We start from the raw sequence: 17,962 nt of genomic DNA on the forward strand, positions 1-17,962 counted from the left end.
CGGCGGCACCCTATCGCAGAGGCACCTCGCAGCGCAGCCGCGAGAGGCAGAGGCGGGGCCGGGGCCAGTCTCCGGGGAGCGCGGGAGGCCCCCAGACGCAGCCCTCGAGCGGTGGCGGCGGGCGCCGGCAGCTGTCGAGGCTGCAGGCGCCGTCGACCGCGACGAAGGGCGGCTGCTCCAGGCGATCGAAGAGGCTCGGGCGCTCCCTCGTCTCCACCCGCACCCGCTCCGCCCCCAGGTGGAGGTGGAGCTCGGCGCCCGCCCCGTAGTCCCCCACCCGCACCACGGGTCCGGAGCAGAGCTCGTCGACCCGGGCGGCCAGGCGCTCGCCGCCGGAGAGCCGGGCGAGGGAGGCCCGGGGCAAGAGCCCCCGACCGGCCTCGCTCGCGGTCGCCAGGGCCAGGCCGTGGAGGAGGAGCACCAGGCCGAGACCGACGCCGACGCTGCCGCGGAAGCAGCGGCGGGTGACCGGCAGCCCCGCGGCGCCCACCAGGAGGGGCAGCCAGGCGGGCCCGATCCAGTTGGCCTCCACCGGGCGGACGAGCGCGACGGCGAGGAAGAAGAGCGGCAGGGGCAGCCCCAGCCAGAGCAGGAGGGTGTCCCGCGGCGAGGCGGGGCGCCGCAGGGTCCCGGCGAAGCGCAGGGCGAGCCAGAGGACGCCCGGGGTGAGGACGCCGAGCTGCCCGCCGAGGTAGGCGCCGAGCTTCGCGGGGAGCGAGCCCCGCGGACTCAGCCGCCCCAGCTGGAAGGCGAGGCCCGACTCGCCGGGCGCGGCGAGGGTCGCGGCGATCCAGGGCGCCGCGAGGGCCAGCGCCGGGACGACGAGGAGCGCGAGGCCGCCCCACCCCCCCAGGCGCTCGCGCAGGGGACGGTGGAAGAGGGCCGCGGCGAGGACGCCGCCGAGGAGCGCCCAGCCGGTGAGCTTCGAGAGCAGCGCGACCCCGAGGGCGAGGCCGACGCCGAGGAGGAGGAGCGGCGCGGGGCGCCCTTCCCCCTCGCGATCGACGAGCAGCAGCAACCCGGCGAGGGCGGCGGCCCAGGCCAGGGAGAGGGGCGTGTCGGGGGTGACGATCACCCCGAGGACGTGGAGCAGGAGGGTCGCGTGGAGCAGCCAGAGCAGGCGGCGGGCCTCGGCCTCGCCGCGGGTCCGCGCCAGGGCCCAGCCGAGCAGCGTGGGGACCAGGAGCGCCGTGAGGAGCGCCGGCAGGCGCAGCGCGAGGCGCCCCTCTCCCGCCAGGAGGCGGGCGAGGGCCAGGAAGAAGGCGACGGCCGGCGGGTGATCGGGGTAGTCCCAGGCCAGGTGCCGGGACCAGAGGAGGTAGTAGGCCTCGTCCGGCACCGGCTCGGTGAGGAGCGCGACCCCGAGGTGCGCCCCGAGGGAGAGGCCCGCCAGCCCGAGGGCCAGGCGCCAGGGCATGCGGCCCTTCAGCGGACCCCCCGCAGCTTCCACACCATGAAGAGGGCCTCGCTGACGATGTTGCCGCTCATCTTCGACTGCCCGACCCGGCGGTCCTCGAAGACGATGGGCACCTCGATCACCTTCAGGCCCCGCCGCACCGCGCGCAGGGTGAGCTCGATCTGGAAGGCGTAGCCCTCCGAGTGCACGCTCGTGAGGTCGAGGGTCTCGAGGGCCGAGCGCTGGAAGACCTTGAAGCCGCCGGTGAGGTCGCGCTGCTTCAGCCCCAGCACCGTGCGGGCGTAGAGGGAGCCCCCCTGGGAGAGGATGCGGCGCCCCACCCCCCAGTTCACGGTCCCGCCGCCGCCCACGTAGCGCGAGCCCAGGACGATGTCCGCCTCGGCGCTCGCCCGCAGCAGCACCGGCAGGTAGCGCGGGTGGTGGGAGAAGTCGGCGTCCATCTCCATGATCAGGTCGTAGTCCCGCTCGAGCGCCCAGGCGAAGCCGGCGAGGTAGGCCCGGCCCAGCCCCTCCTTGCCCGCCCGGTGGAGCACCTGGATCCGGGGGTTCACCTCGGCGAGGAGATCGGCGAGGTCGCCCGTTCCGTCGGGGCTGTTGTCGTCGACCACGAGGATCGAGAGCTCGCAGGGGAGGCTGTCGGTCTCGCGGAAGATCGACGCCGTCAGCGGCTCGAGGTTCTCGCGCTCGTTGTAGGTCGGCAGGATGATGAGGACGCGCTTGCCCTCCAGGTATCGCTTCATGATGGGGACTCTCCGGATGGGGGGATCAGCTCGGCGAGGGCGTCGGCGACGCGCTCGGCGGCCCCGGGCGCTCCGAGGCGGCGGCGCACCTCGGCGAGGCCCTCCCGGAGCTCGGCGTGGCGCGCGCCTCCCGGGAGGATGGCCTCGAGATCGGCGGCGATGGCCTCGGGGGTGGCGTCGTCCTGGAAGCGCTCCGGGACCAGGCCCGCCTCGGCGATCAGGTTCACCAGGGACCAGTGGGGGACGTCGACCAGCACGCCGGCCACCTTCCAGGCCAGCCAGCCGAAGCGATAGACGACCACCATCGGGGTGTCCTCCAGGGCGGCCTCGAGGGTGGCGGTGCCGCTCACCACGGCCGCGGCGTCGGCCACGGCGAGGACCCGGCGGGCGGGCACCTCGACCAGGCGCAGCCGCAGGCCCGGGGCGTGCGCGTCGATGAAGGTCTGGACGAAGGCGCGCTCGAGGGTGGGCGCGAGCGGGACGACGAAGGAGAGCTCCTCGTCGCGGCCGGCCAGGCGGCGGGCCGCCTCGAGGAGGGTCGGGAAGCAGCGCTGGATCTCTCCCCGGCGGGAGCCGGGCAGGAGCGCGACCACCCTGCCCCCGGCGGGCAGCCCGAGCGCCTCGCGCTGCTCGGCCTCGCTCGCGCGCAGCCCCTCGTCCTCCGAGCGCGCGTCGAGGAGCGGGTTGCCCACGTAGGTCGCCGCCACCCCCAGCTTCTCGTAGATCTCCTGCTCGAAGGGGAAGATCACCAGCATCCGATCGACGAAGCGGCGGATCGTCTTCGCCCGTCCCGAGCGCCAGGCCCAGAGCGTGGGCCCGATGTAGTAGAGCACCTTCACCCCACGCCGGTGCAGCTTGCGGGCGAGGCGCAGGTTGAGGTCGGGGCTGTCGATCAGCAGCGCGGCGGCCGGCCGCCGCCGCCGGACCTCGCCGAGCAGCCGGCGCACGATGCCCAGGATCCGGGGCAGGGCCACGACCACGTCGCCGATCCCCATCACCGAGAGTTCCTCGGTCCGGGCGACGACCTCCACCCCCTCCGCTCGCAGGGCCGGCCCGGCGACGCCGAAGAAGCGCGGCGCCCCGGGGCGCGCGGCCAGGCGCCGCACCACCTCGGCGGCGTGTTGATCGGCGGAGGCCTCCGCCGCGACGATGAGGACCGAAACCTCCACGCTCCGCCTGATAGCGCAAGGTAGGCACCGGAGACCACGTCTCGCGGGCCCAGGGCCGCCTCGTCGAAAAGAAGGTGTCCGGAGGTGGGGTGCCCCGACGTAGAGTAGGGTGAAGCACGCTGGCGCTCTCATGGCCAAGATCCTCATCGTCGACGACCACGCTCCGACCCGGGAGCACCTGCTGGAACGGCTCCACGCCGAGGGCCACAGCCCCGTGGGCCTCCAGAGCGCCGCCGAGGGCTTCGAGGCGCTCGCCGAGAGCGACTTCGCCGCCGCGCTGATCTCCCTGGCGCTCCCGCCGCACGAGGGTGAGCACCTCGCCCGCAAGCTGCGGCGGGCCGAGGCCGGGGTGCCGGTGATCATCCTCGACATCGGCCACCGCGGTGCCCCCCGGGGAGTGCAGGCGATCCTGGAGCTCGGCGCCCACGGCTACGTCCCCGACCCCACCGACCACAAGGCGGTGATGGGCCGCCTCGCGCCCCTCCTGGCGAAGGCGGAGCGAGACGCCGAGGAGCGGCGCGCGGCCACCCCGCAGGGGCCGGCGGCCGGCGCCGCGGCCGAGGCCACGGTGGAGAGCGGTGAGCTCGAGCCCGGGCGGATGCCCACCCTCCTCCTCGCCTGCCGGGCGGCCCGCCGCAGCGGCGCGCTGCGCCTCATCGACGAGGGCGCCGAGCGGACGATCTACCTCCTGGAGGGCGCCCCGGTGGGCTTCCGCTCCAGCTTGCGCCGGGAGAACCTCGGTCCCTGGCTGGTGGAGCGGGGCCGGATCGACGAGGCCACCTACCAGTCCTCGCTGGAGGTGATGGCCGGAGAGGGGCTCTCCCAGACCGCGGCCCTGGTCGCGGTGGGCGCCCTCGAGGGCGGCGCCCCGGTCTACGACCTGCTGATCGAGCACGCCTCGGATCAGCTCGTCCGCGCCCTCACCCTGCGGCAGGGCCGGTACCGGATCGTCGAGAGCCTGGAGCTCGCCCGGGAGGTGCCCGCCCTCGAGCTCGACCTCCTCCCCCTCCTGCGCCAGGCCGCCCGCGAGAGCTACCCGGTGCGCTTCTTCCACGAGCGCCTCGGCGAGCAGATGGTGCGCTACCCCTACCGGACCGGGACCTTCGGGGCCGAGCTCAAGGCGATGGGCCTCTCCGCCAAGGAGCTCGCCTACGCCATGAAGATCACCGGCGAGGTCTCCACCCGGGAGCTGGTCGAGCAGGCCCGCGGCGAGCTGAAGGAGGCCCTCCTCCTGCTCTGGTTCTTCGACGCGGTGGGGGTGCTGCGCTACTCGGACGCGCAGCACCGCAGCGAGGACAGCGGCACCTACCGGGCCGCCCCGCGGGTCGGGCGCACGCTCAAGCCCCTCCCGGCGGAGCTGCGGGCCGACCTCACCGAGGAGGCCCTCTCGATCGTCACCGCCAGCTACTTCGGCGCGCTGGGCCTCGACATCACGGCCAACGCCGACTCGGTGGAGATGGCCTACCACGAGCTGGCCACCCGCTTTCACCCGGAGAGCTATCCGGAGAACGACCTCACCGATGTCGAGGACCTCTTCCAGACGGTGCAGGACAAGGTCGGCGCCGCCTACCGCGTCCTCTCGGTGCCGGAGAAGCGCAAGGCCTACCTGAACTTCCTGCTCTCCCGGCAGGAGGTGAAGCACCGCCGCGGGCCGGTGAACATCGAGGCCGAGATCCTCCTGCGCCGCGGCATCAACGCCATCGCGGCGATGGACTGGACGGGCGCCGAGCGCGCCTTCCAGGAGGCCGCGTCGCTGAACCCGCGGGAGCCCGAGTACCACTGCTACCTGGCCTTCGCCTCCTACAAGGCGGGCCGGGGGGCGGCCGCGGAGCGCGCCCGGGGGCCCCGCAAGGTGCTGCAGAAGGCGCTCTCCCTCGACCCCGGCATGGAGCAGGCCCTGGTCCTCCTGGGCATCATCGAGCAGGAGTGCGGCGACGACCGCTCGGCCCGGCGGCGCTTCCTCGACGTGCTCAAGGCCAACCCCCGCTCGGTGACCGCCAAGGCCGCCCTGCAGCGCCTCAACCGCGTCGTCCCGAAGGACCAGCGCTAGCCCGCGCGGGCGAAGGCGACGAGGGCGATCTTGGGTCCCCGGGCCGCCTCGAGGAGCGCCTCGCGCTCGAGGAGCAGGGTGGTCCCGGCCTCGAAGGCCAGCACACTCCCCTCCCCCGCTCCCTCACCGACGAGGGAGGTGATGGTCTCCGGCCCCACCGCCGGCTGGTCGAAGCGCAGGTCCTGGCCGGGCTTGGAGGCCTTCACCACGACCACCGCGCCGCCGGCCTGGGCGACGCCCCGGCGGATGCAGGCGTCGGTGCCCTCGGTGGCCTCCACCGCCAGGACCACGCCCTCGCGGATCACCACCACCTGACCGATGTCGAGGGCCCCCACCTTCGCCAGCACCTGCCGTCCCAGCTCGATGTCGTCCCGCTCCCGCGCCGAGGGCTTCCTCGCGCCCAGCACCCCGGGCTCGACGGTGAGGTCCGGGGCCAGGCTGGTGGCCGGCAGCAGCACGATCCCCTTCTCCTCGAAGGCGCCGGCCACCGCGCGCAGGACCCGATCGTCACCGCGGGAGGTCGCCAGCTTCGCCAGCACCTTGGCGCCGAGGAGATCGGGGACCGCGTCGCGGAAGAAGCGCACCTTGGTCACCCCCCCGGCGAAGGAGGCGCGCTCCACGCCGGCGGCGACGAAGGTGTCGCGCATCTTGCCCAGCTGGCCGAGGCGGACCCAGGTGACCTCGTCGGCGACCTCCTCGATGCTCGGGTCGGTCTCTCCCTCGATGGCGACGGCGACGGTGCGGCCGCCCGCGGCGCGCACCGAGCGGGCGACCAGCCGGGGGAGCACCCCGTTGCCCGCGACGATGCCCACCGGGCGCGGCGTGCCGCCCGCCTCGCTCAACGCGCGATCCCTCGCTCGCTCTGCTCGACGAAGTCGATGAGGTGCGCCACCTCCGGATCGTCCCCGAACTCGGCCCGCGCCTGCGCGATCGCCTCCCGCAGCCCGGCCCCCGAGCGGAAGAGCTCCTTGTAGGCCGCCTTGATCCCCTTGATCGAGGCCTCGGAGTAGCCGTGGCGCTTGAGGCCCACGGTGTTGAGGCCGACCAGGGAGGCGCGGTCGCCCTGCACCGTGCAGTAGGGGGGCACGTCCATGGCGACCATCGAGCCGCCGGAGACGAAGGCATTCTTGCCCACCCTCACGAACTGGTGCACCGCCGAGAGGCCGCCGAGGATGATGTGATCCTCCAGGGTGACGTGCCCCGCGAGGGTGGCGCCGTTGGCGAGGATGTTTCCGTCGCCGAGGATGCAGTCGTGGGCGATGTGGGCGTAGGCCATCACCAGGTTGCCGTCCCCCAGGCGGGTGACGCCGCCGCCGCCCTCGGTGCCGATGTGGAGGGTGGCGAACTCGCGGATGACGTTCCTCGCCCCCACCTCCAGGCGGGTGGGCTCGCCGGCGTACTTGAGGTCCTGGGGCACGAAGCCCACCGCGGCGTGGGGGAAGATCTTGCAGCCGGGCCCGAGGGTGGTGTGGCCGTCGACGACGGCGTGGGCGCCGACCTCGCAGCCCTCGCCGAGCACGACGTGCTCCCCGATGATGGCGTAGGGACCGACGCTCACGCCCTCGCCCAGGGTCGCCCCCCCGGCGACGATCGCGGTGGGGTGCACGGCGGTGCTCATGGCGCGCCCTCGTCCTTGGGCTTGATCATGGCCAGCAGGGTGCACTCGGCCGCCCGCTCACCGTCCACGGTGGCCACGGCCTTCTGCCGCCAGATGCGCCCCTTCTGCCGGACCATCTCCACCTCCAGCTCGAGGCGATCCCCGGGGATCACCGGGCGGCGGAAGCGCACGTCGTCCATGCCCATCAGGTAGATGTGGTTCTCGGCGGCCTCGTAGTGCGAGGTCTCGTAGGCCAGCAGGGCCGCCGCCTGGGCCATGGCCTCGCAGATCAGCACGCCGGGCATCACCGGCCGCTCGGGGAAGTGCCCGTTGAAGAAGGGCTCGTTCGCCGTGACGTTCTTGTAGGCCTTCAGCCGCTTGCCCGGCTCCACCTCGCTCACCCGATCCACCAGCAGGAAGGGGTAGCGGTGAGGAAGGATCTCGCGGATTCGATCGATGTCCATGGGTCCTCGCTTGGGAGCGCGGGGAAGGGTTCAGTCCTCGTCCTTCCGGGTGGCGCGCCCCTCCAGGGCGCGGACCCGGCGAAAGAGCTCCGGCAGGCGGTTCAGGGCGGCGCTGGCGCGCAGCCAGGTCGCGTGGGGCCGGGCCGGATAGCCGGAGTAGGTCTCGCCCGCGGGCACGTCGCCGATCACCCCCGCGCCCGCCCCGACCCGGGCTCCATCCCCGACCTCGAGGTGACCGGCCAGCCCGACCCCGCCGGCGAGGACGACGCCCGCGCCGAGGGTGGTGCTGCCGGCCATCCCCACCTGGCCGCAGAGGATCGAGAGGGGGCCGACCTGGCAGTTGTGGCCGACCTGGACCTGGTTGTCGATCTTGGTCCCGCGGCCGATGAGGGTCTCGCCGGTGGTGGCGCGATCGACGCAGCTGCCGGCGCCGATCTCGACCTCGTCCTCCACCCGGACGATGCCGACCTGGGGCACCTTGTGGTGGCGCGGCCCCTCCTCGCCCTGCTCCAGCACGTAGCCGAAGCCGTCGGCCCCCAGCACCGCGCCGGCGTGGAGGATCACCCGGTCGCCGACGATGCAGCGCTCCCCCACCACGCTGTGGGGGTGCAGGAGACAGTCGGCGCCCACGCTCGCGCCGGCGCCGACGTGGGCCTGCGGCATCAGGACGGTCCCCGCGCCGACCCGCGCGCCGGGGCCGACGTAGGCCAGCGGCCCCACGGTGGCCGCGGCGTCGACCTGCGCCTCGGGATCGACGAAGGCCCGCGGATCGATGCCCGCGGCCGGCCGGGAGCGGGGGTGGAAGTGCTCCAGGGCCAGGGCGTAGGCGAGATCCGGCTGGGCGCAGACGAGGAAGGTGCGCCCCGCAGCCCGCTCCCCCAGCGCCGCCACGGTCTCGGCGGTGCAGAGCACGGCCCCGGCCTCGCTCGCCTCCAGCGCCGCCCAGTAGCGGGGGTTCTGGTAGAAGGCGAGCTCCGAGGGCCCGGCGGACTGCAGGCCCGCAGCGCCCGAGAGGAGGCGCTCGCCCTCCCCCTGCACCTGCGCACCGAGGCGCCCGGCCAGCTCGGCCGCGGTGAGCGTACGCTCCCCCACGCGCGGGCCTCTACTTGCCTGCGGGCTTCTTCTTGTCGCCGCCGGCGGCCGGCTTCGCGAAGCGCGCGTTGAACTTGCGGATCAGCTCGTTGGTCAGATCGAGGGCGGGGGTGGCGAAGACCACGCCGGCGTTCTTCTCGACGATCATGTCGAGGTCGTTCGCCTCGGCGATCTCCCGCAGGACGATCTCCATCTTGGCGAAGATCTTCTCGGTGAGCTCCTGCTCCTGCTTGGAGAGCTCGCCCTGGAGGGTCATGTAGGTCTGCTGCAGCTCCATGAAGCGGCGCTGGAGCTCGGACTCCTTCTCGGCGCGCTTCGCGGGATCCATCACCGAGGACTGCTTGTCGAGCTCCTCCTTCAGCTGGCGAAGGGACTCCTGCTCACCGTCGAGGCGCTGCTGCTTCTTGTCGAACTCCTTCTTGAGCTTCGCCTTGGCGGCGCGGCCCTCGGAGACCTCGAGGAGCGCCCGCTGAAGGTCGACGTAGGCGACGTTGGTGGCCCGGGCCGCCCGCGGCAGCAGGAGGGCGAGGGCGAGGGCGAGGAGAGCGAACTTCTGCGAGTACCTGGACATGAGAGACCTTTCGATGGGTTCGGTGCGAACCGGCGCGGGGCGCAAACCTACTGCCGCCGACGAAGCATCGTCAACGAAGCGTTAGAAGGCGTTCCCCACCATGAATTCAAAGCGAATGCGCTGATCCTGCGGGTTCCGGTCGAGGCGCCGGTAGAGCGGGATGCCCCACTCGAAGCGCAGCGGGCCGATGGGCGAGAACCAGCGGATGCCGAAGCCCACCGAGTGGAACATCCCGAGGGGCAGATCGTACTGCTCGTCGGTGAACCAGGGCGCCTCCGTGGCGTAGGCGTTGCCCGCGTCGTAGAAGACCACGCCGCGGATCCCGACGGGGGGCAGGAGGGGGAACTCCAGCTCGAGGTTGAAGACCGCCTGCTTGTTGCCGCCCACCGGGAAGTCGATGGTGGAGGTCAGGGGGTCAGCCCCGCCGGGCATCTTCCGGGTGGGCGAGAGCGTCCGCAGCGGGTAGCCGCGGATGTTGAAGACGCCGCCGAGGAAGTAGCGCTCGGAGCCCGGGTACTCGTCCTCGTCTCCGAGGATCATCCCCAGCTCGCCCTTGAAGCGGAAGACCACGCCGAAGGGCAAGGGATGGAAGAAGCGGGAGACCAGGGAGAGGCGCTGGAACTTGTTCTGGGAGAAGAGTGGCGCCTTCCCGGCGGCCACCTCGGCCGAGAGCGTGTGGTACTGGCCGCGGGTCGGGAAGAGGCGGTTGTCCCGGGTGTCGTAGGAGATCGTCCCCTTGAGGCTGGAGGTGATGCCTCCGCCGTAGAAGTCCGAGTCCACGGCCCCGTCCGACGCGGAGACGTTCACGTCCTCGAGGGTGTAGGTGCCGAAGACCCGCAGGTCGTCGACCAGCTCGTAGCCCCAGGTGAGGTTCCCGCCGCGCGAGCTGCGGATGAAGTTGAAGAAGTCCGAGCGGGTGTTCTGCGCGCCGAAGGCGAAGGTCCACTTCGTGTCGAGGAAGTAGGGCTCCATGAACTGCAGCTGGAAGATGTTGCGCAGCTTGGAGAACATCCACTGGAAGGAGATCGACTGCCCGCGCCCGAAGAGGTTGTCGTGGGCGATCTGGGCGGTGACCAGCAGGCCCTCGCCGGTGGAGACGCCGGCGCCGACCTGGAAGGTGCCGGTGGGCCGCTCCTTCACCTGGAGGTCGAGGATGATCTGGTCGTCGGCGCTGCCCGGCCGGGTGGAGAGCTCGACGTTCTCGAAGTAGCCCAGGGCCTGCACCCGCTGCTGGGAGAGGGTGATCCGGCTGCCGCTGTAGAGGTCTCCCTCGTCGATGCGGAACTCGCGGCGGATGACCTTGTCCCGGGTGCGGGTGTGGCCGTGGATCTCGATGCGCTCGACCCGGACCTTCTTGCCCTTGCGGACCTCGAGATCGAGGTCGATGGTCTTCTCCTCCGGGTGGACCTGGGTCAGGGGCGTGACCTGGACGAAGGCGTAGCCCTCGTCCCGGTAGCGCGCCTGGAGGGCCATGATGTCCTCGCCGAGCTTGGAGCGGACGAAGAGCTCTCCCGGCTCCTGGCTCATCCGCCCGATCAGCACGTCCCGCTCCTCGAGGAGGTCGCCGCTGACCTCGAGGGTGCCGATGGTGTAGGGCTCGCCCTCCTCCACCGTGACCGTGACGAAGAGGTACTTCTTGTCCGGAGAGAGGGCCAGGCGCGGCTTGCCCACGTTCACGTTGATGTAGCCGCGGTCGTAGTAGACCGCGCTGATCCGCATCAGATCGCGCTCGAAGGCCTCCTCCTGGTAGGTGCCGCTGCTGGTGAAGAAGGAGAAGAGCCCGCCCTCGCGGGTCTCCATCACGCTCTCGAGCTCCTTCTCGGAGACCGAGTGGTTGCCGACGAAGCGGATCTCCTTCACCTCGACCTTCGAGCGCTCGTTGACCTCGAAGACCACGTCCACGCTGGCCTCGCCCTCGATGGGGACGATGCGGTGGTTCACCCGCGCCAGGTAGAAGCCCTTCTCCCGGTACTTGGCCTCGAAGGCCTTCTCGCTGCTGGCGATCGTCGAGGGATCGAGGATCGCGTAGGTCTTCACCTCGAGGAGCTCGTCGAGGTCGTCCTTGGAGAGCTCGTCGATGCCCTCGTAGCGCACCTGGCGCACCGCCGGCTTCTCCTTCACCCGGTAGACCAGCACCGATCCGGCGCCGGCCTCGAGCCCCGCCTCGGAGGCGGAGAGGAGGACGACCTCGATGTCGTCGAAGTAGCCCAGGCTCCAGAGCGCCTGGAGGTCGGTGCGGACGCGCTCGGCGTCGAGCTCGCTCCCGGCCCGGCTGCGGACCTCGGAGAGCAGGGCGGTGGACTCCACCCGCAGGTTGCCCTCGACCCTCACGTCGGCCAGCGGCCCGGCCTCGAGGGGGCTCTGGGCCAGGGCCCCGAGGGGGGCGAGGAGCAGGACCGCGGTGAGCAGGCGGTGCCTCATGCAGCCTCCAGGATGCGTCCCTCTTCGATGGAGAGACGGCGCGGCATGCGGGCCGCGAGCGAGGGGTTGTGGGTGACCACCAGGACCGTCGTGCCGAGCTCGCGGTTCACCTCGGTGATGAGGTCGTGGATGCCCTCGGCGGTCCCCTCGTCGAGGTTGCCGGTGGGCTCGTCGGCCAGCAGGAGGCGGGGCGAGAGCACCAGGGCCCGGGCCAGGGCCACCCGCTGCTGCTCGCCGCCGGAGAGCTCGCCCGGCTTGTGCTCCAGGCGATGGGAGAGCCCCACCCGATCGAGGATCTTGGCGGCCAGCCCGCGGGCCTTCTCCCGGTCCATCCGCTGAGCGAGGGCCGGCATCATGGTGTTCTCCAGGGCCGTGAACTCCCGCAGCAGGTAGTGGAACTGGAAGACGAAGCCGATGGTCTGGTTCCGGAACGAGGCCAGCTCGGCCTCGTTGCGCTCGAAGACGTTGACGCCGTCGAAGGTGATCTCGCCCCGGGTGGGGGCGTCGAGGGTGCCGAGGACCTGCAGGAGCGTGCTCTTGCCGACGCCGGACTTGCCGGTGATCGAGGCGAGGTCGCCCCGGCCGATCTCGAGGTCCACGCCCCGCAGCACCGGGATGTGGCGCCCGAGGAGCTGGTACTCCTTGTGCAGATCGCGGATCCGGACGAAGGGCTCACTCATCGCGCAGGCCCTCCACCGGGTGCACCCGGCTGGCGGTGACGCTCGGGTAGATGGTCGCCAGGTAGGAGAGCACCACCGCGATGATGCAGACCAGGACGATCTGGTTGGGGACGATCCGTACCGGCAGGGTGTCGATGTAGTAGACGTCCGGATCCAGGCCGATGATGCCGCTGGCGATGATGGCGCAGGTACCGAGGCCCAGGGCCAGCCCCAGGATGGTGCCGATGACGCCCACCACCAGGCCCTCGAGGACGAAGACCTTCATCACCGAGGCGCTCGGAACGCCCATCGACTTGAGGATGGCGATCTCCTTGCCCTTCTCCATCACCATCATGATCAGGGTCGCGAGGATCACGAAGGAGGCCACCAGGACGATGAAGGCCAGGATGACCGCCATCACCAGCTTCTCCAGCTTCAGCGCCGAGAAGAGGTTGCGGTTCATCTCGCCCCAGTCCTTCGTGTAGTAGGGGTAGCCCTCGAGCTCGGTGACGATCCGGTGGGTGATGGCCCGCGTGTCGTCGATGTCGTCCACCTTCAGCTCGAGGCCGGTGACCGCGTCCTCCATGTCGAAGAAGCGCTGAGCCTCGGTCAGATCGATGTAGGCGAACTTCGAGTCGTACTCGTACATCCCCGTGTAGAAGATGGTGGCGACCCGGAAGGCCTTGGTGCGCGGCACCGGGCCCATCGGCCCCATCTCCTCCGAGAGGGGCGAGATGACGTTGATGGTGTCCCCCAGGAAGACCCGCAGGGACTTGGAGAGCTCGCGGCCGATGGCGATGCCGGGCAGCACCGGCCTCTCCCCCGCCTCCTTCGTCCCCTCCTCCGGGAGGCCGCCGACCTCGTCGGGCTCCTCGTCCAGGTCGAGGGTGGGCAGCGGGTTGCCGGCCTCGGGGTGGGCCTTCAGGTAGGCGTCCAGCTCCCCCGGCCGGGCGAGCAGATCGAAGGTGCCCCCGTTCGGCTCGACGTTCCTCGGCAGGTCGCTCACGTCGCCGAGGTGCTCGCCGTCGACGCCCTTGAGGAGCACGCCGTCGACCTGCTTGCGGGAGGAGACCATCACCTGGCCCAGGATGAAGGGGCTGACCCCCTCCACCTGCCGCACGCCGCGCACCTGCTCGGCGATGGCCTCGTAGTCCTCGAAGGCCGAGGCGTAGCGCAGCACCACCGCGTGGGTGTTGGTGCCCAGGATCTTCTGCTTCAGATCGTCCTCGAAGCCGCTCATCACCGAGAGGACGACGGTGAGGCACCAGACGCCGAGGGCCACCGCCAGGATGGAGAGGTAGGTGATGAAGGAGAGGAAGGCCGTCCGCTTCTTCGACATCAGGTGGCGGCGGGCGATGAACCACTCGTAGCCGAAGGAGAGGTCCAGGGCGCCGGCGCCCCCGAGGAGGTAGGCGACGCTGCTGCCGAGGAAGGCGGCGAAGTAGACCCCGAAGGCCGCCCCGGCGGCGGCGCCGATGGAGCCCCCGAGGGTCAGGGGCTCCTCGCCGCTGAAGGGCGCCGGGGAGAGGCCCCGGGCGAGGTGGAGCGCGGTGACCAGCAGGGCGAGCCCGACGAAGGTGACCAGGAAGATCACCTGGTGCTCGGCGACGCAGAGCTTCCGGCCGAAGCGGCCGAGGCCGAAGCCCCCGAGGGCCGCGAGGAGGCCGCCCAGCCCGATGGCCGAGATGAGGGCCAGGTCGGCGCTGGTCTCGAAGCGGTGGTAGAGGACGAAGCGCAGGAGCGCGGCCAGCCCGAGGGCGAGGCCCGCGGACACCACCCCCAGGAGCAGCACGAGGACGTCGAAGCGATGGGGGCGGCCGCCCCGCGCCTTGCCCGGCGGCACCACCGGCAGCGAGGGCCGGCTCCCGCCGGCCGGGCCGGCCTCGGCCGCGGGCGCGCCGCTCTGGGGGGCGGGGAGGCTCACTCGCCGGCGCCCTCGCTGGGCCGGAGCAGCGGGAAGAGGATCACGTCGCGGATGGAGGCGGCGTCGGTGAGGAACATGATCAGCCGATCGATGCCGATCCCCTCCCCCGCCGTCGGCGGCAGGCCGTGCTCGAGGGCCGTGATGTAGTCCTCGTCGTAGTCCATGGTCTCGTCGGCGCCCTCGGCCTTGGCGGCCATCTGGGCGGCGAAGCGCTCCCGCTGGTCGTCCGGATCGTTCAGCTCGTTGAAGCCGTTGGCGATCTCCCGGCCGCCGACGATCAGCTCGAAGCGGTCGGTCAGGGCCGGATCGGCGTCGTTCTTCCGGGCCAGGGGCGAGACCTCGACCGGGAAGCCGGTGACGAAGGTCGGCGCGATCAGCCCGGCCTCGACGGTCTCCTCGAAGAGGACCGCCAGCAGCTCGCCCGCCGTGAGCCGGTTCAGGGACTTGTGGAGCGCATCGTCCTCGACGACGGCTCGCGCCCGCTCGCGCAGCTTCTCGGCGTCGAGGAGGTCCTCGGCCGTGAGCATCTCGTTCTTCTCGAGCACCAGCTCCCGCATGGTGCGGCGGGGCCAGCCGGGGGAGAAGTCGATCTCCTGGCCCTGGTACTCGATCACGTAGGGGGCGTCCGCCTTGCCCACGCCGAGGTGCTTCACCAGCCCGCAGCAGAGCTCCTCGGTGAGCTGGCAGAGCTCCTCCCAGGTCGCGTGGGCCCAGTAGAACTCGAGCATCGTGAACTCGGGGTTGTGCCTCGGCGAGAGCCCCTCGTTGCGGAAGTTCCGGCCGATCTCGTAGACCCGCTCGAAGCCGCCGACGACCAGCCGCTTCAGGTGCAGCTCCGGCGCGATGCGCAGGTTCAGATCGAGGTCCAGCGCGTTGTGGTGGGTCTTGAAGGGCTTGGCCGTCGCGCCGCTGACCAGCGAGTGCATCATCGGCGTCTCGACCTCGAGGAAGTCGCGCTCGTCGAAGAAGCGGCGGATCCAGGAGACGGCCTGCGAGCGCAGGCGGAAGGCCTCGCGCACCTCGGCGTTGGAGATGAGGTCGAGGTAGCGCTGGCGGTAGCGCTGCTCCTTGTCGGTGAGGCCGTGCCACTTCTCCGGCGGCGCCCGCAGGGCCTTGGTGAGCAGGGTGAACTCCTCGGCCAGCACCGCCCGGTCGCCCCGGCGCGTCTTGAACTGCGGACCCGAGATGCGCAGGGTGTCACCCAGATCGGCCTTCTTGTAGACGTCCCAGTCGGAGCGCCCGTCGGCGGAGAGGAGGTCCTTCTTCAGGAAGGCCTGGCCCTCACCGAAGGAGCGGTCGCGGAAGCGCACGAAGGCACCCTTGCCGAAGTCGCGGATCGCGAGGATGCGGCCGGCCAGCTCGTAGCGCGGCGCGTCGGCGGCGAGGCCCGCCTCCTCCGGCAGATCCTCGATCTCCGCCACCGCGGCCCCGAGGTCGGCCAGGGTGTGCCCGACCGGCCGGGCGGTCCCGAAGGGGTGCACGCCCAGCTCTCGCAGCGCCTCGGCCTTCTGCCGGCGGACCTCGACCAGCTCCTCGGCCCTCTCGCTGCTCTTCTCGCTCATGTCGTTTCCTTGGAAAATCAGAGGCTTACGCGCCAAGTTGCGCGGCGCGCACCCTAGCCCGCAGCGCGACGGTGGTCAATGGCGTACACTGCCCGCCTCGATCAACCCGCAAAACCCCCCATGTCCGTCTTTCGACTCACCTTTCTCGGCACCTCGGCAGCCCAACCAACGGCCCGCCGAAATCTTTCCGCCACGGCCCTCCGGGTCCACGGAGACCACATCCTCCTGGACTGCGGGGAGGGCACCCAGCGCCAGATGCTGCGCTACGGGACCGGCTTCGCCACCGGCCTGGTGCTCTTCACCCACTTCCACGCCGACCACTACCTGGGGATCATCGGGCACCTGCGGACCCTGGCCATGAACGGCCGGGAGGCGCCCCTGACCCTCCACGGGCCCGGCCCCACCCTCCAGTCCCTCCTGGCCCGGCTCATCCACCTGGGCTTCCGGAACATGCCCTTCCCCCTGGAGCTCGAGACCCTGGAGGACGGCCAGGTGCTCGACCGCGGGGCCTACACCATCCAGGCCGTCCGGATGCTGCACCGCACCCCCACCCTGGGCTACGTCTTCCGCGAGCCCCCGCGCCCCGGCCGCTTCGATCCGACGGCCGCCCGGGAGCTCGGGGTCCCCGAGGGCCCCCTCTTCGGGCGCCTGCAGAAGGGCGAGACCATCACCCTCCCCGACGGCAGGCAGATCGAGCCCGGGCAGGTCCTGGGTCCCTCCCGTCCCGGCCGCAAGGTGGCCTTCTCCGGGGACACCGGCCCCTGCGACGCCTTCGCCGAGGCCGCCGCCGGCGCCGACCTCATCGTCCACGAGTCGACCTTCGGGGACAGCGAGCTGATGCGCGCGAAGGAGACCACCCACAGCACGGCCCGCCAGGCCGGTGAGATCGCCGCGCGGGCCGGGGCCCGGCAGCTGGTGCTGACCCACTTCTCCAGCCGCTACGACCACACCCCGGAGCTCCTCCGGGATCAGGCCGCCGAGGTCTTCGGCGGGGAGATCGTCTGCGCTCACGACGGGCTGACGATCGAGGTGCCCTATCGGGCTTGAGCTGTCAGCTGTCAGCTATCAGCTCTGCCGTGCTGAACCGATCCACTGCGACCGATCCTCGGCCGAGACAACCACCGGCAGGCGCTCTTGGCTTCGGCCAGGCTGACAGCTGACAGCTGATAGCTGACAGCTCTAGTCGGACGGGGCGCCCTGCCCCATCAGGAAGGCCTGGATGAAGCCATCGAGGTCGCCGTCGAGCACCCGCTGGGGGCTGCCGTTCTCGAAGCTGGTCCGGTGGTCCTTCACCATCTGGTAGGGGGCCAGGACGTAGGAGCGGATCTGGGAGCCGAAGGAGATCTCGGCCTTGGAGGCCTCGACCTTCGCCCGCTCCGCCTCCCGCTTCTGGATCTCCAGCTCGTAGAGGCGGCTCTTGAGGATCTTCAGGGCCATGTCCCGGTTCTTGTGCTGGCTGCGCTCGTTCTGGCAGCTCACCACGATGCCGGTCGGCATGTGGGTCATCCGCACGGCCGAGGAGGTCTTGTTCACCTTCTGGCCGCCGGCGCCCGAGGCCCGGAAGACGTCCACCCGGACGTCCTCCTCCCGAACCTCGATGGCGATGTCGTCGTCGATCTCGGGGCTGACGTAGACCGAGGCGAAGGCGGTGTGGCGCCGGCCGGCGGCGTCGAAGGGAGACATCCGCACCAGGCGGTGCACCCCGGCCTCGGCCTTGAGGTAGCCGTAGGCGTAGTCGCCCTGGACGATGAGGGCGGCGGACTTGATGCCGGCCTCCTCGCCGTCCTGGCGGTCCGCCAGCTCCACCTTCCAGTCGTTGCGCTCGGCGAAGCGCCCGTACATCCGCAGGAGCATCTCGGCCCAGTCCTGGGCGTCGACCCCACCCGCGCCGGAGTTGATCGTGACGATGGCGTTGCGGCCGTCGTCCTCACCGGAGAGCATCCGCTGGAACTCCAGGGCCACGACCTGCTGCTCGCCGATCCGCACCTGCTCGGCGACCTCGGCGTACTGGCTCTCGTCGCCCTCCTCGCGGGCGAGCTCGAAGAGCACCTCGGCGTCCTCGACGACCCCGCGGGCCTTCTCGTAGCCCGCGACGGTGGACTCCACCCGCGACTTCTCCTTGAGCAGGGTCTGCGCCGCGTTCTGGTCGTTCCAGAAGTCGGGGGCCGCGGCGAGCTTCTCTATCTCCTCCAGGCGAGCCTTGCGCGTGGGGAGGTCAAAGGTACCTCCCGAGCTCGTCGAGCCGGCGGGAGAGATCCTCGAGGCCGTCCTTGATCTCGGATGCGATCAGCATGGG

The 17,962-nt window shown here is 71.5% G+C and carries 15 protein-coding genes; 2 read left to right on the plus strand and 13 right to left on the minus strand.

Annotated elements, in window-relative coordinates:
* Positions 1 to 10 precede the first annotated feature (10 nt).
* The 3 genes from P1V51_21575 to lpxB are packed head-to-tail and all read right to left on the minus strand — an operon-like array spanning position 11 to position 3,326.
* Positions 11 to 1,417: a glycosyltransferase family 39 protein gene (locus P1V51_21575; protein ID MDF1565642.1), complete on the minus strand. Its 1,407-nt coding sequence runs from the start codon at positions 1,415 to 1,417 to the stop codon at positions 11 to 13.
* Positions 1,418 to 1,425: 8 nt separating this feature from the next.
* Positions 1,426 to 2,157, minus strand: a complete 732-nt coding sequence (locus P1V51_21580) for a polyprenol monophosphomannose synthase (protein MDF1565643.1) — start codon at positions 2,155 to 2,157, stop codon at positions 1,426 to 1,428.
* Positions 2,154 to 3,326 (minus strand): lipid-A-disaccharide synthase, encoded by a 1,173-nt coding sequence (lpxB, locus tag P1V51_21585; GenBank protein ID MDF1565644.1) that lies wholly within the window; start codon positions 3,324 to 3,326, stop codon positions 2,154 to 2,156. Before lpxB ends, P1V51_21580 begins: the two co-directional genes overlap by 4 nt.
* 130 nt (positions 3,327 to 3,456) lie before the next feature.
* Between lpxB and P1V51_21590 the strand changes: the two genes are divergently transcribed.
* Entirely contained in the window at positions 3,457 to 5,376 is a 1,920-nt protein-coding gene (locus P1V51_21590; GenBank protein MDF1565645.1) for a response regulator, read from the plus strand.
* Here P1V51_21590 and lpxI read toward each other — a convergent pair.
* The 9 genes from lpxI to lysS form a co-directional block, all read right to left on the minus strand.
* On the minus strand, positions 5,373 to 6,218 hold the full coding sequence (gene lpxI, locus P1V51_21595; GenBank protein MDF1565646.1) for a UDP-2,3-diacylglucosamine diphosphatase LpxI: 846 nt from the start codon (positions 6,216 to 6,218) through the stop codon (positions 5,373 to 5,375). The genes P1V51_21590 and lpxI overlap by 4 nt on opposite strands.
* Positions 6,215 to 6,994 carry an acyl-ACP--UDP-N-acetylglucosamine O-acyltransferase gene (gene lpxA / locus P1V51_21600; GenBank protein MDF1565647.1) on the minus strand — a complete coding sequence of 260 codons (780 nt, stop codon included), beginning with the start codon at positions 6,992 to 6,994 and terminating at the stop codon, positions 6,215 to 6,217. The genes lpxI and lpxA overlap by 4 nt, the downstream gene beginning before the upstream one ends.
* Positions 6,991 to 7,437: a 3-hydroxyacyl-ACP dehydratase FabZ gene (gene fabZ / locus P1V51_21605; protein MDF1565648.1), complete on the minus strand. Its 447-nt coding sequence runs from the start codon at positions 7,435 to 7,437 to the stop codon at positions 6,991 to 6,993. Before fabZ ends, lpxA begins: the two co-directional genes overlap by 4 nt.
* A 30-nt stretch (positions 7,438 to 7,467) precedes the next feature.
* Positions 7,468 to 8,529 (minus strand): UDP-3-O-(3-hydroxymyristoyl)glucosamine N-acyltransferase, encoded by a 1,062-nt coding sequence (lpxD, locus tag P1V51_21610; GenBank protein ID MDF1565649.1) that lies wholly within the window; start codon positions 8,527 to 8,529, stop codon positions 7,468 to 7,470.
* A 10-nt stretch (positions 8,530 to 8,539) separates the two neighbouring features.
* Positions 8,540 to 9,100, minus strand: a complete 561-nt coding sequence (locus P1V51_21615) for an OmpH family outer membrane protein (protein ID MDF1565650.1) — start codon at positions 9,098 to 9,100, stop codon at positions 8,540 to 8,542.
* 81 nt (positions 9,101 to 9,181) lie between these two features.
* Entirely contained in the window at positions 9,182 to 11,521 is a 2,340-nt protein-coding gene (gene bamA, locus P1V51_21620; GenBank protein MDF1565651.1) for an outer membrane protein assembly factor BamA, read from the minus strand.
* Entirely contained in the window at positions 11,518 to 12,201 is a 684-nt protein-coding gene (locus P1V51_21625) for an ABC transporter ATP-binding protein (protein ID MDF1565652.1), read from the minus strand. The genes bamA and P1V51_21625 overlap by 4 nt, the downstream gene beginning before the upstream one ends.
* The gene (locus tag P1V51_21630) at positions 12,194 to 14,104 is read right to left on the minus strand and encodes an ABC transporter permease (protein MDF1565653.1); all 1,911 of its coding nucleotides are present in this window, start codon (positions 14,102 to 14,104) and stop codon (positions 12,194 to 12,196) included. The genes P1V51_21625 and P1V51_21630 overlap by 8 nt, the downstream gene beginning before the upstream one ends.
* Positions 14,101 to 15,666, minus strand: coding sequence for a lysine--tRNA ligase (gene lysS, locus P1V51_21635; protein ID MDF1565654.1), 1,566 nt, complete (start codon positions 15,664 to 15,666; stop codon positions 14,101 to 14,103). The genes P1V51_21630 and lysS overlap by 4 nt, the downstream gene beginning before the upstream one ends.
* Before the next feature lie 120 nt (positions 15,667 to 15,786).
* Here lysS and rnz point away from each other — a divergent pair, with 120 nt between their 5' ends.
* Positions 15,787 to 16,713 (plus strand): ribonuclease Z, encoded by a 927-nt coding sequence (rnz, locus tag P1V51_21640; GenBank protein MDF1565655.1) that lies wholly within the window; start codon positions 15,787 to 15,789, stop codon positions 16,711 to 16,713.
* A gap of 132 nt (positions 16,714 to 16,845) precedes the next feature.
* Here rnz and prfB read toward each other — a convergent pair.
* Positions 16,846 to 17,959, minus strand: a protein-coding gene (prfB, locus tag P1V51_21645) for a peptide chain release factor 2 (protein MDF1565656.1) whose coding sequence is annotated in 2 segments (ribosomal slippage) — positions 16,846 to 17,895 and positions 17,897 to 17,959 — 1,113 coding nt in all. Because the reading frame shifts where the segments join, the coding sequence is not laid out codon by codon here.
* Positions 17,960 to 17,962 lie beyond the last annotated feature (3 nt).

Source organism: Deltaproteobacteria bacterium, from assembly GCA_029210625.1.
Taxonomy (GTDB): Bacteria; Myxococcota; Myxococcia; order SLRQ01; family SLRQ01; genus JARGFU01.